Here is a 19,358-nt window from a genome sequence, read left to right as displayed (position 1 = left end):
GGGTACGAGGACGCCTTCGGGGTACGAACATGCCGCAGTGCCCGGCAACACCTTTCAGGAGTCGGCGGGCACCGCGGCAATGTGTGCGCTGTGTGAGTTCGTCCCGGGACGCACGCCAGGTGGTGTGGCGTCGCGCTGCGTCGGTCAGGACTTCAGGACGCGAGGACCTCGTCGAGCAGGGCCTCGGCCTTGTCCTCGTTCGTGTTCTCCGCGAGGGCCAGCTCGCTCACCAGGATCTGACGGGCCTTGGCGAGCATGCGCTTCTCACCGGCGGACAGTCCGCGCTCACGCTCCCGACGCCACAGGTCACGGACGACTTCCGCGACCTTGATGACATCGCCGGAGGCAAGCTTCTCAAGATTTGCCTTGTAACGGCGCGACCAGTTCGTGGGCTCTTCTGCGTACGGCGCGCGCAGTACTTCGAAGACCCGGTCGAGGCCGTCCTGGCCGACCACATCACGCACACCGACGAACTCCGCATTGTCCGCTGGCACACGTACCGTCAAGTCGCCCTGGGCGACCTTCAGCACCAAGTAGGTCTTGTCCACGCCTTTGATCTGGCGAGTTTCGATGGCCTCGATCAGCGCGGCCCCGTGATGGGGATAGACCACGGTGTCGCCAACCTTGAACGTCATGTGACAGGTACCCCTTCCGTGGCTATCCAGGGTAACACGGATACGGCGTCTTCTGAATGGCGTTTTCGCAGGTCAGGGCATATCTCGGGGCTTGACAACAGCAACAGGAACGTGCTGCGCGAGGGCTGCGGAAGGGGGTATTCGCAGGTCGGAGCGGCTGTCCGGGGACGGTGAAACACCACCGTTACGCACCCCGGGGCGGTGCCGCAAGGGGACGAACGTCCCGGTTTGCCAGGTTCCCGTAGGTGAACTTCCGCTACTCCGTTCGGCACGCGGTGACATGTACGAGACGACGCGCCGGACGCGTTCGGGATGACTTCGCGACGGCCCCGGAGGCAGGTCCGGCGTGAATCCGGAATTGATCAAGAAGCGCGAGCGCCGGTGCGCCGGAACCGCGCTCCGATCCACCTGGTCGTACGTCCCGTGCGCCATCCACTGATCAATTTCCCCGCCCCCTCCGATTTCCTTATCCGAAAATCGCCGGAACACCGCCGGCCGCGGATTTACGAATACGGAACGGGCCAGGGAACGGGTGGGGCACGGGAGGTCTCCGGAGGCCACCGGGGGGTCATGGGGAGGGATGCGGCGAGAGTGTCGGACGGGGGCACCGGGTGGCTCGCGGCTCCGAGGGGCGGGTCGGGTGCGGCGGCGCGGGAACGGCTCGGTAACCTAAGCCCGCTGACACACCCTTAGGGCGGCTTTACGGTCGCCCGCCAGGACGGCGTCAAGGCCGCCCGCCCCCTCCGTACCGCCCACGTTTAGGAGTTGCCGCCGCCGTGAGCCGCAGCCTTCGACGCGGCGCCATCGCCGCCACCGCCCTCGCGTTCTCGCTCGCCACGCTCACCGCCTGCGGTGCCGGAAACAACGCCCAGACGATCGAGATCAAGCCGGACAACGCGGCGACCGCCGTCGGCGACATCAAGATCCAGAACGCCATGATCATCACGCAGCCCGACCGGGAGTCGACGGGCCCCGCCGTCATCGCCGCGACGGTCTTCAACAACGGCCGCACCGCCCAGACCCTGGAATCGATCAAGGTCGACGGCACCGGCAAGAAGGCCGAGCTCAGCCCCGCCAAGGGCGAGAAGAAGGGCAAGAGCGGCGGCCTGACCATCCCGGCCGGCGGCTCGATCACCATCGGCGGCAAGGACAACGCCGCCGCGGTCCTGCCCAGCAGCCGCGAGTCCGTCGAGGACGGCAACGCGCAGCCGGTCACCTTCGCCTTCAGCAAGACCGGCGACGTGAAGCTGAAGACGTTCGTCGTGCCCGCCGAGAGCTACTTCCAGAAGTGGGGCCCGAGCGAGCTCCCGAAGGCCCCGGACGCCAAGCCCTCGGGCGACGCCTCCGGCAAGCCGTCCGGGAAGCCGTCGGGCAAGCCCTCGGGGACGCCCTCCGGCAACCCGTCGGGCACGCCGTCCGGGGACGCCGAGAACGGCGCCGAGGGTGCCGCTGACGGCGCCGCCGGTGCCGAGGGCGGCGAAGGCGCCCAGGGCGCGGGCAGCACGCCGTCCGGCGAGGCCGGGCACGACGGCGCCGCCCAGCACTGACGCCCCCTCCGCGGGACGGCTTGAGAACAGCAGGAAGGGCGGGAACCCCTCGGGGTTCCCGCCCTTCCTCGTGCTGTTCCGCTGTCTACGGCTCGAACTTGTAGCCCAGGCCGCGGACCGTCACCAGGTAGCGCGGCGCGCCCGGGTCCGGCTCGATCTTGGCGCGCAGACGCTTGACGTGCACGTCCAGGGTCTTGGTGTCGCCCACGTAGTCGGCGCCCCAGACACGGTCGATGAGCTGCATGCGGGTCAGTACGCGGCCCGCGTTGCGCAGCAGCATCTCCAGGAGGTCGAACTCCTTCAGGGGCAGGTCGACCTTGGAGCCGGAGACGGTGACGACGTGGCGGTCGACGTCCATGCGGACCGGGCCCGCCTCCAGGGCCTGCGGGGCGACCTCCTCGGGCTCGCCGCGGCGGCGCAGGACCGCACGGATGCGGGCCACCAGTTCGCGGGACGAGAAGGGCTTGGTGACGTAGTCATCGGCTCCTATTTCCAGGCCGACGACCTTGTCGATCTCGCTGTCCTTGGCGGTGACCATGATCACCGGCACGTTCGAGCGGCTGCGCAGCTGACGGCAGACCTCGGTGCCGGGCAGGCCCGGCAGCATCAGGTCGAGCAGGACGAGGTCGGCGCCGTTGCGCTCGAATTCGTCGAGTCCGTCGGGCCCGGTGGCCGCGATCGCGACCTCGAAGCCCTCCTTGCGGAGCATGTACGACAGGGCGTCGCTGAAGGATTCCTCGTCCTCGACGACGAGCACTCGGGTCACGGAAGGACCTCCGGGGCGGCAGGAATGGGTTCGTATGCGGTTGTGTCGTCGGGCCTGGCGCCCTGGTGCGCGCCGTTCGCGGACAGTCCCTGCCCGGCGCCGCGGTCGCGCGTCGCGCCCGCCTCGGGCAGGCGCAGGGTGAAGGTGGAGCCCTGTCCCTCCGAGCTCCACACGGTCACCTCCCCGCCGTGCGAGGCGGCCACGTGCTTGACGATGGCGAGACCGAGGCCGGTGCCGCCGGTGGCGCGCGAGCGGGCCGGGTCGACGCGGTAGAAGCGCTCGAAGATGCGCTCCTTGTCCTTGTCGGAGATCCCGATGCCCTGGTCGGTGACCGCGACCTCGATGTGGTCGCCGCCCGGTGCGGTGACCCGGCGCGCCGCTATGCCGACCCGGGTACGGGCCGGGGAGTAGTTCACGGCGTTCTCGACGAGGTTGCCGAGAGCCGCGGCGAGCTGGCCGCGGTTGCCCCAGACGTGCAGGTCGGAGACCGCCGTCCGGCTTCCGGTGCCGCTGTCGGCGGACGGCGCCGCGGCGCTCCCGACGGTCGCGGCCATGGTGATCTGCTTGGTGCCCGCCTGGTGTCGGCAGCGGTCGATGGCCTCGGCCACCAGCTCGTCGACGCGCACCGGCTCGGCGTCCTCCAGGGGGTCGTCGTTCTGCACCCGGGAGAGGTCGATGAGCTCCTGCACGAGGTTGGTCAGGCGGGTCGCCTCGTTCTGCATCCGGCCCGCGAAGCGCTCCACGGCCTCGGGGTCGTCGGCGGCGTCCATGACGGCTTCGGAGAGCAGCGAGAGCGCCCCCACCGGCGTCTTGAGCTCGTGGCTGACGTTCGCCACGAAGTCGCGGCGCACCGCCTCGATGCGGCGGGCCTCCGTGAGGTCCTCGACGAGCAGCAGGACCAGGCGGGAGCCCAGGGGCGCCACCCGCGCGGAGACCGCGAGCGCGTCCCCCCGGCCCGTGCCCCGGCGCGGCAGGTCCAGCTCGACCTGGCGTATCTCACCGTCGCGCCGGGTGTCCCTGGCCATCTGCAGCATCGGCTCGACGGCGAGTTTGCCGCCGCGCACCAGTCCGAGGGCGTACGCCGCGGAGCTCGCCTTGACCACGCTGTCCGCCTCGTCCAGGACGACCGCGGAGGAGCGCAGCACGGAGAGGACCGTGTCGACGCCGGGGGGCAGGACCGCGTCCGTGTGCAGGGAAGTCCGGGTGGGCCTCTTCTGGTCGCGTTCGCTCCAGCGAAACGCCAGCATGGCGATGACGCCGGTGCACACCCCGGCGATCGCTGCCGCTGCGGCGACCGCCGCGTTCACGTCCATGCCTCCAGGTTATGCGCGGTCGGAGTACCACCCACAGCCATCCGGGTGGCCACTCGAACACTCGTCGCTCAGAGTTCACTGTGGGGACGGCAGTGGTTCATTTCGGCGGGGCGACCCGTCGGACCGGCGGTTTCCGGTGTGCGGCACGCGTTCCGGGTGGGGAACGCGGGTCGCCCCGCGGGGCCCCTGGTGCAGTCTGGCGCATCGGGCGCGCGGCGGGACTCCGACGCCCATAGTTCACCTTGGCGACAGGGGTGATTCATTTGAGATGACTTAAACGGACGCGTCGGGCCGCCACCGTGGGAGCGTGGGGGTGAGCCCCTGTGACGTACGAGAGAGGGACAGCCACATGCGTGACGCGTACCACGAGGAACTTGACTCGATCGGCGAGGGCCTGGTCGAGATGGCCCGCCTTGTCGGGTCGGCGATCGGGCGCGCCACCACGGCCATGCTCGACGCCGACCTGAAGCTGGCCGAGAGCGTGATCGCCGCCGACCAGAAGGTCGACGACCTCCAGCACGAGCTGGAGGCCCGCGCGATAGCCCTGCTGGCGCGGCAGCAGCCGGTCGCCACCGACCTGCGGATCGTCGTCACCTCGCTGCGGATGAGCGCCGACCTGGAGCGCTCCGGCGACCTGGCCCAGCACGTGGCCAAGCTGGCCCGGCTGCGCTTCCCGGAGTCGGCGGTGCCGCGGGACCTGCACGCGACGATCCTGGAGATGGGCCAGCTCGCGCAGCGCCTGATGGCGAAGGCGGCGGAGGTCATCATCACCAAGGACGTCGATCTGGCGCTGCAGCTTGAGCAGGACGACGACGAGATGGACCTGCTGCACCGCACGCTGTTCCAGCACCTGATGGACGACCGCTGGAAGCACGGCATCGAGACCGCCGTCGACGTGACGCTCCTCGGCCGCTACTACGAGCGCTTCGCGGACCACGCGGTGTCCGTCGCCAAGCGCGTCGTGTATCTGGTGACGGGTGAGCACGCGGACGAGATCCAGCCGGGCTCGGCGCCCGTCGAGGGCGCGTAGCACCTGCCGGTGCGCCGGGGTGGGCGCCGAGGCGTGCGCGCCCACCCCTCTCGTACCGTGTCAGCCGCTCGTACGGGGTCAGCCGCAGCCGCCGCCGCACTGGCAGGCGCCGCCGGACTGGCAGCCACAGCTACAGCCGGGACCGCACTGGCAACCGTCGGCGTGGGTTTCGGGCCTGGGGGACTCAGCCATGTGTCTCCTCCTCGAAGGCATCCTGCGAAGACGTACTGCCTGCCTCCCCATTGCAAGCCCGAGGCGGCGGGGCGCGTCAACGGCGCACGCGCGCGCACCTGTTCACCCCACGCCGCCGTCCGCCGCCCGCCCCCTCCCACGCGCCCCCGCGCGCACGGAATCGCACACAGAAAAGGGGCTCCACGCGCGCGTGGAGCCCCTTTTTCCGTACGGGTGGGCCTACTTCTTCTTGCCCTGGTTCTTGACCGCCTCGATGGCCGCCTTCGCGGCGTCCGGGTCGAGGTAGGTGCCGCCGGGGTTCAGGGGCTTGAAGTCGGCGTCCAGTTCGTAGGAGAGCGGGATGCCGGTGGGGATGTTCAGGCCCGCGATGTCGGCGTCGGAGATGCCGTCGAGGTGCTTGACGAGGGCGCGCAGGCTGTTGCCGTGGGCGGCGACGAGGACCGTGCGGCCGGCCAGGAGGTCCGGGACGATGCCGTCGTACCAGTACGGGAGCATGCGGACGACGACGTCCTTCAGGCACTCCGTGCGGGGGCGCAGCTCCGGGGGGATGGAGGAGTAGCGCGGGTCCGCGGACTGGGAGAACTCCGTGCCGTCCTCGAGGGCGGGCGGCGGGGTGTCGTAGGAGCGGCGCCACAGCATGAACTGCTCCTCGCCGAACTCGGCGAGGGTCTGCGCCTTGTCCTTGCCCTGGAGGGCGCCGTAGTGGCGCTCGTTCAGGCGCCAGCTGCGGTGGACGGGGATCCAGTGACGGTCGGCGGCCTCCAGGGAGAGCTGCGCGGTGCGGATCGCGCGCTTCTGGAGCGACGTGTGGACCACGTCGGGGAGCAGGCCGGCGTCCTTGAGCAGCTCACCGCCGCGGACCGCCTCCTTCTCGCCCTTCTCGTTCAGGTTGACGTCCACCCAGCCGGTGAACAGGTTCTTCGCGTTCCATTCGCTCTCGCCGTGGCGGAGGAGGATCAGCTTGTACGGTGCGTCGGCCATGCCTCTGAGCGTAATCGAACCGCCGGAGGGGTCGCCCCCGGGAGCGATTGACGGTTGCCGTCAATCGAGTGGCGGGGGAGTTCCCCGGGGTCGTAAGTTGTGCATGCGGTTTTCGCCACTTACAAGCAGCATCTGTGCCACCTCGGGGGATCCATGCCATTCGTCGCCATGAGACGTGCCGTCAAGGAGTCCGTGTCAGGGCTTCCACCCGCCTTCTGGTGGCTGTGGACCAGCACCCTGGTGAACCGCCTCGGCGGCTTCGTGGCCACCTTCATGGCGCTGTATCTGACCGTGGAGCAGGGGTACTCGGCCACGTACGCGGGTCTCGTCGCCGCCCTGCACGGGCTCGGCGGTGTCGTCTCCTCGATCGGCGCGGGCGTCATGACCGACCGGCTCGGCCGACGGCCCACGCTGCTGATCGCGCAGGTGTCGACGGCCGCTTCCGTGGCGCTCCTCGGGTTCATGACGCACCCGGTGGCGATCGCGGGCGTCGCCTTCCTGGTCGGCATGGCGAGCAACGCCTCGCGTCCGGCCGTGCAGGCGATGCTCGCCGACATCGTGCGGCCCGAGGACCGGGTGCGGGCCTTCTCGCTCAACTACTGGGCGATCAACCTGGGGTTCGCGATCTCCACGGCGGGCGCGGGCTTCATCGCCTCGTACAGCTACCGCGCGGGCTTCCTCGTCGAGGGCGCGATGACGCTGGTGTGCGCGGTCCTGGTCTTCGTGAAGCTGCCGGAGTCCCGGCCGACGCAGAGTGCGGCGGCCGCGGCGGCCGAGGAGCAGGTCGGGCTCGGCACGGTGCTGCGGGACGGGCGGTTCATGGGCGTGGTCGGCCTGTCCTTCCTGGTCGCGCTGGTCTTCCAACAGGGGGCGCTGGGGCTGCCGGTGGCGATGGGCGAGGCGGGATTCTCGCCGAGCGACTACGGCCTTGCCATCGCCGTGAACGGCGTCATGATCGTCGTGCTGCAGATCCCGGTGACGCGGTTCATCGAGCACCGCGACCCGCAGCGCCTCCTCGTGCTGTCCTCACTCGTGGCGGGGTACGGCTTCGGGCTCACCGCGTTCGCCGGTTCGGTCGGGGTGTTCGCGCTGACGGTGATGGTGTGGACGCTCGCCGAGATCATCAACGCGCCCACCCAGACGGGCCTGGTCGTGCGGCTCTCGCCGACGCACGGGCGCGGCCGCTACCAGGGCATGTACACGATGTCGTGGGCCGTGGCGGGCCTGGTGGCGCCGCTGATGTCCGGCTTCCTGATCGACCGCCTGGGGGCGGAGTGGCTGTGGGGCGGCTGTGCGCTCGTGGGTACGGTGGCGGCGCTCGGGTACTGGGGTCTGATGCGGGGGCTTCCCACGGAGGCGGAGGCCGCGGGGCACGACGTCCCGGCGCCCGAGCCCACGGTTCCGCAGGCCGCGGTGCCGGAGGTCGCGGAGTCCGAGGTCGCGGAGCTGGAGGCCGCGGTGCGGGAGGCCGCGGTGCCCCGGGCCTCGGCGCCTGAAGGTTCCGCCGACCGCCGCTACCGTGAGATCAGCGCAGGGCCCACCCAGGGATCCCAGGGAGAGTGACCCGACCATGGCCGAACCACTGAAGACCTTCATCGGCGGCGAGGAGGTCGACGTCCCCAACACCATCCCGGACATCCGCGCCGCCCTGCCCGAGGACCGGCGCGCGGAGTTCGACCGGGCCATCAACGAGGCCGGGGTCGACGAGATCCACTCCGTGATGCGGCACTGGATGCTGGAGTCCGTGCCCGACCCCGAGGCCGAGGCCCTGCTCGACCGGCTGGCCGCCGACGAGGCCGAGAGGCGGAGCATCGCGTGAGCCGTCACCGGAGCCGCAGGTATCGCATCACCTACGCGCCGCCCGCCGACGACACCCTCGCCAAGATGAACGACGCGGACGCCTTCCGGACGGCGATGGAGCGCACGCTCGGCCGCGACCCCTACGGGCACGGCTCGACGGCGGTCTCCACGGACGCCGCCGAGCGCGACCGCCGTGAGGCGACGGTCGGCGGCGCGATCGTCCTCTACTACGTCTCGGGTTCGGTCCTCACCGTGACGGTGGTCCGCCTGGTCCCCTTCGGCTGAGCCCGCCTCACTCCCCCAGAGCGCGCTGGGCCTCGTACAGGTTCCGGGGCCGGACGGAACCCGGTGAACCGTACGCCTCGATACGGGAATTGAGCTCTCCGGAGAAGTCCGGTACGTCGATCTGGTCGAACTCTCGGACCCGGGAGATGCCGACCGTGGCACTGTACGGAGCGATGCCATCAATTTTGACCAGTCCGGCGCGCTGGTTGGTGACCGTGACGTTCCAGTGGGCGAACCGCGCTCCGTAGAGGGGCCCCGCGCTGGCGTCGCCGCCGTGCCGTCCGTCGTTCTCGACCGTGATCTCGGTGCGCACGTTGGCGAACGGCATCCCCCGGTGCGTGTCGAACGTCCCCATCTCCATGACGCCCCGGGACCAGACGTTGTACGAGGACAGGCCCTCCACGTTGATGCCGTGCAGCTGGGTCCCTGCGGGCGTCGGCACGGTGCGCCGCTCGATGCGGAACTCCTCGATCAGGTTGTCGTGCGAGCCCTCGCGGCAGAAGTACGGGTGGTGCGAGCCGCGGCCGCCCACGGAGGTGCGGCGCAGCGTGCAGGCGGAGGCGGCGACCAGGCCGAACCCGTTGTCCACGTGGCGGACGTGGACGTCGTCGGCCCAACAGTCGTACGCGCACTGGAAGGTGACGCCGTTGTGGCCCTTGTCGAGCAGGTGCGGTGACTGCGGGGTCTGCACCGCCTCCAGGGTGAGCCCCTCGACTCCGGAGCCGGTCAGCGCGGGGACGTGGGTGGTCAGCCGGGGGTCCCACTCCGGGCGGACGTCCAGCGGCAGAGGGCGTTCGAAGGTGACGGTGTGCCCCTTGACCTGGGCGATCCGCACGGGCCACTCGTAGGGCACGTACGACGTCAGCTTCGTCTTGTCGTCCCACGTGTACGCCTGCGGGCCCGCGCCGCCGCCCGCCATGTGCTCCAGGAGCGTGTGGTCCGCGTCGTCGGCGAGGCGCAGCAGGACGAGGCTGCCGCGGCGCAGCCGAGAGGTGTCGGCGACGCGGACGGACCAGGAGCCGCGGGTGGCGGGGGCGACCGTGGTGAGGGTGCGCCACTCGTCGCGCTTGTTGCCGGTCCAGCCCTCGAACGGCCAGTCCTTGGCCCTGATGGCGGCCGTCAGGCTGTCCAGGCGGTCGCGCGGGCACAGCCAGATGAGGCCTCCGGCCCAGGACCAGCTGGACTTGTCGCCGCCGTAGCGGCTGCCGTAGGGGCCGATGAGCTCGGTCAGGTTCTTGGTGGCGAGCAGCTTCGTGCGGCCGCTGCCCGCGCCCCGCAGGACGACGTTGTCGTCTGTGACGCGGATGACGTCGTCGATCCGGTACGTCCCCGGGGCGAGCTGGACCGTGCCCCCGCCGGCCCTTCCGGCGGCGGCGAGGGCACGGTTGATGGCGGGCGCGTTCGACTCGGCGTCGGGCCTTGCGCCGTATCGGTGGGCGTGGAACACGGCCTCCGGGCGCCGGAGGTGCCGGGCGCCCCGGCGGGCTCCTGCTCGTCCTACGTAGGGGATCTGGGGGTGGGTGTAGGGGGCCTTGGTGAACTCTCGCCAGAGGGTGGGGGGTTCGGCCGCCTGGCGGGGTCCGGGTGCCGCCGTCGCGACCGGGCCGGTGACGGCGGTCGCCGCGACGGCGATGGCTCCGCCGAGGATGCCGCGTCTGCTGAGGTTGCTCATGCCCGCTCCGCCTCCCGTATACGTACATGAACTGCGTTCACGTTTACGTTGAGCGGGAGCATGCCATGCGGCTGGCCGCCGGGGGAAGAGTTCTTACCGCGGGTATTACGGGCACCGTCGGCCGGGGGCTGTGCCCACCCGTCCCGCCCTGCGGGACAATTGCCCACAGCGCTAGAAGCAGTGTGGGGCGGGCAGTCGCAGCGCCCCGCCGCAGCCGACGGTGAACGCCCCCGCGAGCGGCGTTCACCATGCTGTGAGGTAGAAAGGGCGGGCGGCAGGGTCACGGGCCCGCAGTCGCCGATGGCGGGTGGCCCCCCACGGGCGGCGTTCACCGTGCTGTCGGGCAGAAATGGGCGGGCGGGTGGGAGAGATCCGCCGCGGAGCGGCGGGGCAGGGTCGCCACCCACCCGCCGCGAGGGAGCGAACTACCTCGGCTGGGTCAGGTGGGTGAACGCGTCCAGGTTCCGCGTGGATTCGCCGCGCGCGACGCGCCACTCGTACTCCTTGCGGATGGCCGTCGCGAACCCCAGCTCCAGGAGGGTGTTGAAGGAGCCGTCGGCCGCTTCGAGGACGGAGCCGAGGAGACGGTCGAGCTCGTCGGGGGTGACGGCGGCGAGCGGCAGCTTGCCGGCGACGTAGACGTCCCCCAGGGAGTCGATGGCGTAACCGACGCCGTACAGGCGGAGATTGCGCTCCAGGAGCCACCGGTGGACGCCTTCGTGGTTCTCGTCGGGCCGACGGATCACGAAGGCGTTGAGGGACAGCGAGTGCTTGCCCACGCGCAGCGAGAGGGTCGTGGAGAGCTTGCGCGTGCCGGGCAGCTTCACCACGTACGCCCCGGGCTCGGGGGATTCCCATTCGAGCTCGGCCTCGTCCAGCGTCCGCTCGATCACCGCGGAAGGCGCCCCGCCAGCAACGTCACCCATGGTGCGAGCGTACGTGACGCCGATGATCGTGCACGGCGGCGGTGTACACGTCGGCCGTGGCGGACGCGGCGGTGCCCCACCCGAAGGACTCGGCGTGCCGCGCGGCCGCCGCGCCCATGCGGTCCACAAGCTGTGGAGAGTCGGCGAACTCGCCCAGCACGCGCGCGTAGTGGGCGGGTTCGTGGCCGGACACGAGGAACCCGGTGACGCCCTCGCGCACGGCGACGGGCAGCCCGCCCACCGAGGCGGCGAGCACCGGCGTCCCCGCGGCCTGCGCCTCGATGGCCACGAGCCCGAAGGACTCGCTGTACGAGGGCATCACGAGCACGGACGCGGCCCGGAACCAGTCCGCGAGCTGCTCCTGCCCGACGGGCGGCTGGAACCGTACGACATCGGCGATACCGAGCCGGGCGGCCAGCTTCTGCAGGCCCTCCGGCTTGGCGAGGCCGCTGCCGCTGGGCCCGCCGACGACGGGCACGACGATCCGCGAGCGCAGCTCGGGCCGCTCCCCCAGGAGGACGCCGACGGCGCGCAGCAGCACGTCGGGGGCCTTCAGGGGCTGGATGCGGCCCGCGAAGAGGGGGATCAGGGCGTCCTGCGGAAGGCCGAGGCGGTGGCGGGCGGCGGCGCGCCCGTCGGCGGGGCGGAAGCGGTCCAGGTTCACGCCGGGGTGGACGACGGCGACCTTGCCGGGGTCGGCTTCGTAGTGGCGTACGAGCTCGTCGGCCTCTTCGGAGGTGTTGGCGATGAGCCGGTCGGCGGCGCGCACGATCTGGGTCTCGCCGATGACGCGGGCGGTGGGCTCCGGGGTGTCGCCCTCGGCGAGCGCGGCGTTCTTGACCTTGGCCATGGTGTGCATGGCGTGCACCAGGGGGGTGCCCCAGCGCTCGGCGGCCAGCCAGCCGACGTGGCCGCTGAGCCAGTAGTGCGAGTGGACCAGGTCGTAGTGGCCGGGCCGGTGGCCTGCCCAGGCCTGCATCACGCCGTGTGTGAAGGCGCACAGCTGGGCGGGCAGCTCCTCCTTGGCGAGGCCTTCGTAGGGGCCCGCGTCGACGTGGCGCACGAGCACGCCGGGGGCCAGTTCGACGGTGGGCGGCAGGGCGCCGGTGGTGGCGCGGGTGAAGATCTCGACCTCGATGTTGATCGCGGCCAGGCGCTTGGCCAGCTCCACGATGTAGACGTTCATGCCGCCCGCGTCACCGGTGCCCGGCTGGTGCAGTGGTGAGGTGTGCACGCTGAGCATGGCCACCCGGCGGGGGCGGCGCGAGGAGCCCGGCAGCCGGATCCTCGCGTACGAAGGGGTTGGGGAGCGACGCCCGAGCCTGGTCACGTAGTGGCTCACGTGGCGGTCCTCCTTGGCCTTGACGGCGGGCTTTGCCTGGAACGGCGGGCACGACGAGGCGGAGACCGGGTGCGGGCCTCCTGGAGGAGCAACACCGGAAGCTCCACCTCCATTTCCTCTTTGCCAAAGCATTACCTTGACCGGCGCCGCCGGGTCCCGCCCCGGCCCTTGCTTAGGCTTGCCCTCATGGCCCCCCGCGCTCCCCGTCCGCCCTCCCGACCTGTGGGAACCGTGACGCGCGGGACCACCAACCCCAACCGGCTGCGCCGCATGGACCGCTGGATCGCCGCCACCCACGGCGCCGCCCTGCGCCGCGCGGACGAGCCGATCGCGGTCGACCTCGGCTACGGCGCCGCGCCCTGGACCGCCGTCGAGCTGCTCCTTCGACTGCGGACCGTCGCCCCGCACGCGCGCGTGGTCGGCATCGAGATCGACCCGGAGCGGGTGGCGGCGGCCCGGCCCTACGCGCGCGAGGGCCTCACCTTCCGGCACGGCGGCTTCGAGGTGCCGCTGCCCGCCCGGCCGCTGCTGATCCGAGCGGCCAACGTGCTGCGGCAGTACGACGAGGACGCGGTCGCCGCCGTGTGGGAGCGGCTGTGCGCGCGGCTCGCCCCGGACGGCCTCCTCGTCGAGGGCACGTGCGACGAGATCGGGCGCAGGCACGTGTGGGTCGCGCTCGGCCCCGAGGGCCCGCGCACGGTCACCTTCGCGGCCCGCCTCGGCTCCCTGGACCGCCCGTCCGACCTCGCCGAGCGGCTGCCGAAGGCACTGATCCACCGGAACGTGCCGGGGGAGCCGGTGCACGCGTTCCTGCGCGACTTCGACCGGGCGTGGGCCGCGGCCGCGCCGTACGCCGCGTACGGGGCGCGGCAGCGGTGGCTGCGGGCGGTGCGGGACCTGACGGCGGACTGGCCGGTCCTGGACCGGAGTTCGCGGTGGCGGCAGGGGGAAGTGACGGTGGCGTGGGGGGCATTGGCGCCGGGGCGGGGCTGAACCCGGCGCTCGGCGGGCCCGGGTGCCGGAATTGTTCCGCGCATGCCCCGCGACCTGCGGGGAACGATCTTCGCGTGCGGTTCGTCACATGTGACGGGTGGGAGTTCGGAGTTGTCACGCGGCCCTGTCGCATTCGGCACCGGCATGGCACCATCCCGGGAACACCGAGAAGTTACTGACGGTAAATCAGCTTTGGGGGTGGCGGGCGTGACCGGCAAGAGGCACTCGACGACGACAGCCGTGGCACTGGTCTGCGCGTGCGCGGCCGCGGTCCTCGCCGCGCCGGGCACGGCGTTCGCGAGCCCGGCCGAGCCCACTCCCCCGTCGAACAGATCCCTGGAGAAGGTCCGCAAGGAGATCGAGCGGCTCTACCGCGAGGCGGGCACGGCCACGGACGCGTACAACGCCGCGGAGGAGAAGGCCGAGAAGCAGTCGGAGGAGATCGTCCGGCTCGCCAGAGCCATCGACAAGGGCCAGACGAAGCTGGACGGGCTGAAGGCCCGCGCGGGCGCCGCGGCCCGCGCGCAGTACCGCGGCGGCGGCGTCCCGGACGAGGCCCGGCTGATGCTCAGCGACAACCCGAGCCGCTTCCTGGACGGCGCGGGCCGGCTGCGCCAGGGCCAGCACGCGACGAAGGCCATGCTCACGGAAATGAGCCGCACCCAGGCGGACTTGAAGACGTACGCCAAGGACGCCTCCGCGCAGTGGAAGCGCCTTGAGGCGGGCCGCAAGGCCAAGGCGGAGGCGAAGAAGGAGATCAAGAAGAAGATCGCCGCCGCCGAGAAGCTGGAGTCGCGCATGGAGAAGAAGGAGCGCGACCGGCTGCGGAAGCTGGAGGAGGAGGCCGCGCTGAGACAGCAGTCGGCCTGGGTGGACACCGGCATACTCAAGGACGCCAAGGGCAAGGCGACCTCCCCCGGCAAGAAGGCGATCGCGTTCGCCACGGCGCAGATCGGCAAGCCCTACGTATGGGGCGCGGAGGGCCCGAAGTCGTACGACTGCTCGGGGCTCACGTCCCAGGCCTGGGCGGCCGCGGGCAAGGGCATCCCGCGCACCTCGCAGGAGCAGTGGAAGCGGCTCCCGCGCGTCGACGTGAAGAACATGCGGCCCGGCGACCTGATCATCTACCACAAGGACGCGAGCCACGTCGGGCTGTACGTGGGCGACGGCGCGATCGTGCACGCGCCCCGCCCCGGGCGCAGCGTGACGCTCGCGGGGGCGGGCTCGATGGAGATACTCGGCGTCGTGCGGCCGGACAAGTAACCGGACAAGAAGCCGGACAAGAACCAGGCAAGAACGGGACAAGCAGGACGGGCGGGACGGGCCCGCCCGGTGACCGGGCGGGCCAGGCGGGCCGCGCACTGTGACCCACCGCACGGCCCCGCGCCCCGCTCAACCCTCACGGCGTGACGTTCGTCATCCCAGGCAGACCGGGTTCGTGCCCAAATGCGGTCCAGGATGCGGCATATGCCTTCGGCCGCGTGCCGCACGGCATTCCACACACGCCCCGGGTGACGCTATGGTCCCCGTCTGGTGGGGCGTGCGACCGTCGCCCCGCCATGCCCTCGGGGGGAGGGAAGGATGTAGACGATGCCCGTACCCATACCGCGGCAGCGAGCGATACCGGCCGCGGAAGGCGGTCAGGCTCACGCGGCGCCGACAACCGACGGCACCGGCCCCACCGCCCACCACACCGCGGGCACCGACCCGGTTCGCGACACACCCGTACGCGACACACCCGTACGCGACGGCCTCGCGGACGACGACCCCATAGGGAGCGACCCCATGGTCAGCGACCCCGTGGGCAACGGCACCGGGCTCACCCTGCTGGTGATCGAGGACGACCCGGCAGGCTCCCTGAGCGTGCCCGAGCTCCTGGACGCCGCGGGCAAGCCGATCCGCATCCGCACCGCCCGCAACCTCACCGAGGCCGAGCGGCTGCTCACGGACGACGTGCACTGCATCCTGCTGGACCTGGCCCTGCCCGGCCGCGCCCCCGCGGGCGGCTCCGGCAACCCCGGCACCCCCAACGGCTTCAACGGCCCCAACAACCTCAGCGGCCCCGGCACCCCCAACAACCACACCAGCTCCCCCAGCGGGCCCGGCAACCACGGCGGCTCCCCCAGCCCCGAGCCCCCCAACGGCAAGGACGGCGAAAGCGCCGCGGGCGCCGACGCCGCCCCCGACGAGCTGGCCGTCCTCAAGCACGTCCTGCGCCTCGCCCCGCGCCACGCCGTCCTCGCGCTCACCGCGTCCGGCGACGCCGAGATCGGCGCGCAGGCCGTGGGCGTCGGCGCGCAGGACTATCTGCTGCGGGAGGAGCTGGACGGCCGCCTGCTCAGCCGCGCCATCCGGTACGCGGTGGAGCGCAAGCGCGCCGACGCCGCGCAGCGCCAGCTCACCGAGTCCCGGCTGCGCGCGCAGGAGAACGCCCGCCTGGAGCGCGGCCTGCTGCCGACGCCGCTCCTCGAGGGCTCCCCGCTGCGCTTCGCCGCCCACTACCGCCCCGGCCGCTCCCGCGCGCTGCTCGGCGGCGACTTCTACGACACGGTGCGCATGCCCGACGGCTCGGTGCACGTGATGATCGGCGACGTCTGCGGCCACGGCCCCGACGAGGCGGCGCTCGGCGTGGAGCTGCGGATCGCCTGGCGGGCGCTGACCTTCGCTGGCCTGTGCGGCGACGAGCTGCTCTCCACGCTCCAGCGGGTCCTGGAGCACGAGCGGGCCGACGAGGAGATCTTCGCGACGCTGTGCACGGTCGACATCGCGCCGGACGGCCGCCGGGCCGGACTGTGCCTGGCCGGGCACCCGTCACCGCTGATAGCTCGCCCCGGCCGCCCCGCCGAGCTGCTCCCGTACGACAACGGGGGCCCCGCGCTCGGCCTGCTGCCGCGCGCCCGCTGGCCGCGCCGTCAGGTGGAGCTCGGCGGCAGCTGGAGCCTGATGCTGTACACGGACGGCCTGATCGAGGGCCGGATCGGCGAGGGCAACCAGCGGCTCGGGCAGGACGGCATGGTGGAGATGGTGCGCCGCAAGATCGAGGCGGGCCTGCGCGGCGACGCGCTCCTGGAGGCCGCCGTGAACGAGGTCAGGGACCTCAACGGCGGCGACCTGACGGACGACGTGGCGGTACTGCTGCTCGACCGGGCTCGCTAGCAGGTCCGCGCTGGAGGGTCCTGACCCCGGGCGCGCCGAACGGCCCCGGCCCGTCCCGGACCCTCCCTCATCGACCGCCGTTGTACGGGCCGTACGGACCGTCGCTGCTTGAGCCGCGGCGGCCGCCGCCCCCGCCGGTGATCTGCCGCAGCGCGGGCCGCACGTCGACCATGTACACGATGGTCGCGATGAGGCCGATGATGGGCAGGAACGACAGGATGTTGAAGATCAGGTTCACCACGAAGGCGAGCCCGAGGATGATCAGCCAGAAGGGCTTGGTCTTCTTGTCCGCCGCGCGATAGGCGTCCTCGCGTCGGATCGCCGCGTCGAGCAGCGCGAAGCCGCTGAACGCGATCAGGGCCAGCGACAGCAGCCACATGAGGTTCGAGAACCCCTGCATCAGCACAACGTCCACCACCAGTCTCGGCGAGTCCCTACGCGACGTACGCAGTCACCGTACCCGCTACCCGAACAACGGGCCGGGCACTCCGAGAGTGCCCGGCCCGGTGCGGCGCCGACGAATCGACGCCCCGTCAGCCGACGGACGCCCTACTTGGCAGGGGGCGTGGTCTTCTTCGCCGTCGTCTTCTTGGCGGCGGGCTTGTCCGCGGCGGTCTTCTTGGCCGCGGTGGTCTTCCGGGTGGAGCTCTGGGTCCCGGTGTCGCCCGCGCCGTTCGACTCGGCCTGCGCCGACTGCTCGGTCTGCGCGGCCTCCTCGTCGTCCGGCTCGACGGTGTCGGCCAGCTCGGAGAGGCCCTCGGCGGCCTCGCCGCGCCAGGCGCGCACGGTCTGCTCGCCGTGCTCGGCGACCTGGTCGTACTTCTCGCGCGCCTGGACGGCGTACTCGAAGGCGACGCCGACGCCGCGCAGCGCCAGGTCCTGGGCGCCCTCGCCGATCTTCTTCAGGTCGGTGTCGAGGTTGCTGATGAGTCCGCCGACCCGGGACTGGATGACGTCACGCGCCTCCTTGGCGCGGGCGGCGGCCTTCTCCTGGACGTCCTTGGGGTCGGTCCTGCGGACGGCCTCGATCCGCGCCGGCGCCTCGGCGGCGAGCTGCTCGATGAGGCCGGGCACCTTCTTGGCCTGCTGGTAGGCCAGTTCGGCGCTGCCTGCGACGAAGTAGAGGGGCTTGGGGTCGGTGATGGTCTTGCGCACGTCGTCGGTGGTGGGCATGGCGAAAGGTCCTCCCGGATTCGCGTGAGCTCGGGAACTACTGGTCCGAGGACTTCTCGGGGCCGTCCGCGGACTTGGTGTCGCCGTCCGTGGACTCGTCGCCGCCGGAAGTCTTCCTGCTCCTCGAAGACCGCTTCCCCGAGGATGGCTTGCCTGCGGGTGCCGCATCGCTGCCGTCGGCCGTGCGGGGGCCGTCGGCGTCGGTGTCCGGGCTCGCGCCGCGGACGTCGTCGTACGACGTCTCCTCGGCGCCGCCGTCCGCGTACACGGAGGTCGCGAAGCCGTTCTCCTTGCGGAACGACTCGTAGATCTGCAGCAGCACCTGCTTCTGCCGCTCGTTGATGGACGGGTCGGCGAGGATGACGGCGCGCGTCTCCAGCTCGTCCCGCTCCTTCTCGTCGAGGATCCCGGCCCGGACGTACAACGTCTCGGCGGAGATCCTGAGCGCCTTGGCGACCTGCTGCAGAACCTCGGCGCTCGGCTTGCGCAGCCCGCGCTCGATCTGGCTCAGGTACGGATTGGACACCCCGGCGGCATCGGCGAGCTGCCTGAGCGACAGCTGCGCGGTGCGCCGCTGTTCGCGCAAGTACTCCCCGAGATTGCCGACGTTGAGCGATGCCATGCTCCGATACTGCACCCCTCGCGCTAACTTTTGCAAGCACGCTGCTTGCAAAAGTGCGCCACGTCACGCGACCGGGCCGGGACGGAGCAACAGGCCGGGAAGAGCAAGGGGAAAAACCACTGGAGGGGCGCGGGTGTGTGCCCTTACCGTGCTGCCGAACCGAGTCGTCTGGGTGAGGACGTGCCGTTGTACACCGTGTGAGACCTCCCGAGAGCTGATCTGTCGCGCGTCGCGTCTGTGCGCCGCGCTCCTTCTCGCTGCGGATTTCTCACTGAGATCGGTGTACTTCTGTGCTCAATCGCTGGGTGGTCATGCCCACCTGCCTGCCACTTGTCCTCCGCCGTTGCCACATCTGCGCCTCCGGGCGCTTCCGGGCCGACGGAAAGTTCCGCGTCAACGCCCACCACAAGCTCATCGACGCCTGGCTCCTCGTGCTCTGCTCCGGCTGCGGGGAGACCGCGAAGCTCACGGTCCTGGAGCGCGTACGCGTGCGCTCCGTACGGCCCGAGCTGCTGGACCGGATGCACGCCAACGACCCCGGCCTCGCGGCCGAACTGCTCCAGGACCCGGTCCTGCGGCGCCGCAATCACGTCGCGCTCGACTGGGACGGCGCCTGGCGCCTCGACACCGGGGGAACGGACCACCTGGACCGCGAGGTCATCGACGTCTCGGTCCGGTTCGCGGCGCGGATACCCGTCCGGCCGGTGCGGCTGATCGCTGACGGCTGCGGTCTTTCGCGGGCCGAGGTCGAGAGGCTGGTCGTGGAGGGGAAGCTCGTCTCGGCCGTCCGGCTCGGCGGCAAGGTGTCCGACGACTTCACGTTCACGCTCAAGCGCTGAGGTCTCTTCGGGGCGGGGGGCGGGGGCGGGGCGGGCGCGACCCCGGCGGGGCGCGCCGCGGGGGCCCGGGGGCCGGGGGCGGCGCC

At 71.5% G+C, this 19,358-nt stretch carries 19 protein-coding genes; 9 read left to right on the top strand and 10 right to left on the bottom strand.

The genetic code is table 11. The features are described 5' to 3' along the window. Positions 1-152: 152 nt before the first annotated feature. Entirely contained in the window at positions 153-635 is a 483-nt protein-coding gene (locus ACFVHO_RS17550) for a CarD family transcriptional regulator (protein WP_003953493.1), read from the bottom strand. A gap of 776 nt (positions 636-1,411) precedes the next feature. Here ACFVHO_RS17550 and ACFVHO_RS17545 point away from each other — a divergent pair. After that, a complete protein-coding gene (locus tag ACFVHO_RS17545; RefSeq protein WP_385714783.1) occupies positions 1,412-2,182 on the top strand; it encodes a DUF461 domain-containing protein in 771 nt (256 codons plus the stop codon). Positions 2,183-2,267: 85 nt separating this feature from the next. On the opposite strand, the gene ACFVHO_RS17540 is transcribed toward ACFVHO_RS17545, so the two are convergent. Then, positions 2,268-2,948, bottom strand: a complete 681-nt coding sequence (locus ACFVHO_RS17540; RefSeq protein WP_030362171.1) for a response regulator transcription factor — start codon at positions 2,946-2,948, stop codon at positions 2,268-2,270. Continuing rightward, positions 2,945-4,261, bottom strand: a complete 1,317-nt coding sequence (locus tag ACFVHO_RS17535; RefSeq protein WP_385714780.1) for a sensor histidine kinase — start codon at positions 4,259-4,261, stop codon at positions 2,945-2,947. The genes ACFVHO_RS17540 and ACFVHO_RS17535 overlap by 4 nt, the downstream gene beginning before the upstream one ends. A gap of 349 nt (positions 4,262-4,610) precedes the next feature. Between ACFVHO_RS17535 and phoU the strand changes: the two genes are divergently transcribed. After that, entirely contained in the window at positions 4,611-5,291 is a 681-nt protein-coding gene (gene phoU / locus ACFVHO_RS17530; protein ID WP_190116020.1) for a phosphate signaling complex protein PhoU, read from the top strand. 411 nt (positions 5,292-5,702) lie between these two features. Here the strand turns inward: phoU and ACFVHO_RS17525 are convergent, their stop codons facing one another. After that, entirely contained in the window at positions 5,703-6,464 is a 762-nt protein-coding gene (locus ACFVHO_RS17525; RefSeq protein ID WP_030362183.1) for a phosphoglyceromutase, read from the bottom strand. 153 nt (positions 6,465-6,617) lie between these two features. On the opposite strand from ACFVHO_RS17525, the gene ACFVHO_RS17520 reads away from it, so the two are divergent. The 3 genes from ACFVHO_RS17520 to ACFVHO_RS17510 all read left to right on the top strand — a co-directional run bounded on the left by ACFVHO_RS17520 (position 6,618) and on the right by ACFVHO_RS17510 (position 8,549). Next, entirely contained in the window at positions 6,618-8,027 is a 1,410-nt protein-coding gene (locus tag ACFVHO_RS17520) for an MDR family MFS transporter (protein ID WP_385714776.1), read from the top strand. Between the two features lie 7 nt (positions 8,028-8,034). Continuing rightward, positions 8,035-8,283 carry a hypothetical protein gene (locus ACFVHO_RS17515; protein WP_385714773.1) on the top strand — a complete coding sequence of 83 codons (249 nt, stop codon included), beginning with the start codon at positions 8,035-8,037 and terminating at the stop codon, positions 8,281-8,283. Positions 8,284-8,348: 65 nt separating this feature from the next. Continuing rightward, positions 8,349-8,549 (top strand): hypothetical protein, encoded by a 201-nt coding sequence (locus ACFVHO_RS17510; protein ID WP_385715145.1) that lies wholly within the window; start codon positions 8,349-8,351, stop codon positions 8,547-8,549. A gap of 7 nt (positions 8,550-8,556) precedes the next feature. Here ACFVHO_RS17510 and ACFVHO_RS17505 read toward each other — a convergent pair whose 3' ends face one another. The 3 genes from ACFVHO_RS17505 to mshA all read right to left on the bottom strand — a co-directional run bounded on the left by ACFVHO_RS17505 (position 8,557) and on the right by mshA (position 12,489). After that, positions 8,557-10,221, bottom strand: a complete 1,665-nt coding sequence (locus ACFVHO_RS17505) for a glycosyl hydrolase family 28-related protein (RefSeq protein ID WP_385714770.1) — start codon at positions 10,219-10,221, stop codon at positions 8,557-8,559. A 425-nt stretch (positions 10,222-10,646) separates the two neighbouring features. Then, entirely contained in the window at positions 10,647-11,147 is a 501-nt protein-coding gene (locus ACFVHO_RS17500) for a YbjN domain-containing protein (RefSeq protein ID WP_385714767.1), read from the bottom strand. Then, positions 11,140-12,489 (bottom strand): D-inositol-3-phosphate glycosyltransferase, encoded by a 1,350-nt coding sequence (gene mshA, locus ACFVHO_RS17495; protein ID WP_385714765.1) that lies wholly within the window; start codon positions 12,487-12,489, stop codon positions 11,140-11,142. Before mshA ends, ACFVHO_RS17500 begins: the two co-directional genes overlap by 8 nt. 186 nt (positions 12,490-12,675) lie before the next feature. On the opposite strand from mshA, the gene ACFVHO_RS17490 reads away from it, so the two are divergent. From ACFVHO_RS17490 to ACFVHO_RS17480, 3 genes are all read left to right on the top strand, one after another. Beyond that, positions 12,676-13,482 carry a class I SAM-dependent methyltransferase gene (locus ACFVHO_RS17490; protein WP_385714762.1) on the top strand — a complete coding sequence of 269 codons (807 nt, stop codon included), beginning with the start codon at positions 12,676-12,678 and terminating at the stop codon, positions 13,480-13,482. 198 nt (positions 13,483-13,680) lie between these two features. Continuing rightward, positions 13,681-14,745, top strand: a complete 1,065-nt coding sequence (locus tag ACFVHO_RS17485; RefSeq protein WP_385714759.1) for an NlpC/P60 family protein — start codon at positions 13,681-13,683, stop codon at positions 14,743-14,745. 327 nt (positions 14,746-15,072) lie between these two features. After that, the gene (locus ACFVHO_RS17480) at positions 15,073-16,638 is read left to right on the top strand and encodes a SpoIIE family protein phosphatase (RefSeq protein ID WP_385714756.1); all 1,566 of its coding nucleotides are present in this window, start codon (positions 15,073-15,075) and stop codon (positions 16,636-16,638) included. A gap of 67 nt (positions 16,639-16,705) precedes the next feature. Here ACFVHO_RS17480 and ACFVHO_RS17475 read toward each other — a convergent pair whose 3' ends face one another. The 3 genes from ACFVHO_RS17475 to ACFVHO_RS17465 form a co-directional block, all read right to left on the bottom strand. Next, complete coding sequence (locus ACFVHO_RS17475) at positions 16,706-17,038, bottom strand: DUF2516 family protein (protein WP_164328415.1); 333 nt, start codon at positions 17,036-17,038, stop codon at positions 16,706-16,708. 149 nt (positions 17,039-17,187) lie between these two features. Continuing rightward, positions 17,188-17,811, bottom strand: coding sequence for a hypothetical protein (locus ACFVHO_RS17470; RefSeq protein WP_385714753.1), 624 nt, complete (start codon positions 17,809-17,811; stop codon positions 17,188-17,190). 37 nt (positions 17,812-17,848) lie between these two features. After that, positions 17,849-18,433 (bottom strand): helix-turn-helix domain-containing protein, encoded by a 585-nt coding sequence (locus tag ACFVHO_RS17465; RefSeq protein ID WP_385714750.1) that lies wholly within the window; start codon positions 18,431-18,433, stop codon positions 17,849-17,851. Between the two features lie 290 nt (positions 18,434-18,723). Between ACFVHO_RS17465 and ACFVHO_RS17460 the strand changes: the two genes are divergently transcribed. Next, positions 18,724-19,272 carry a DUF1062 domain-containing protein gene (locus ACFVHO_RS17460; protein WP_385714748.1) on the top strand — a complete coding sequence of 183 codons (549 nt, stop codon included), beginning with the start codon at positions 18,724-18,726 and terminating at the stop codon, positions 19,270-19,272. Positions 19,273-19,358 lie beyond the last annotated feature (86 nt).

It is taken from the genome of Streptomyces sp. NPDC127108 (assembly GCF_042677545.1).
Taxonomy (GTDB): Bacteria; Actinomycetota; Actinomycetes; order Streptomycetales; family Streptomycetaceae; genus Streptomyces.
Note: the sequence above shows the minus strand (reverse complement) of the source record. Positions and strands in the feature narration are given on the sequence as shown.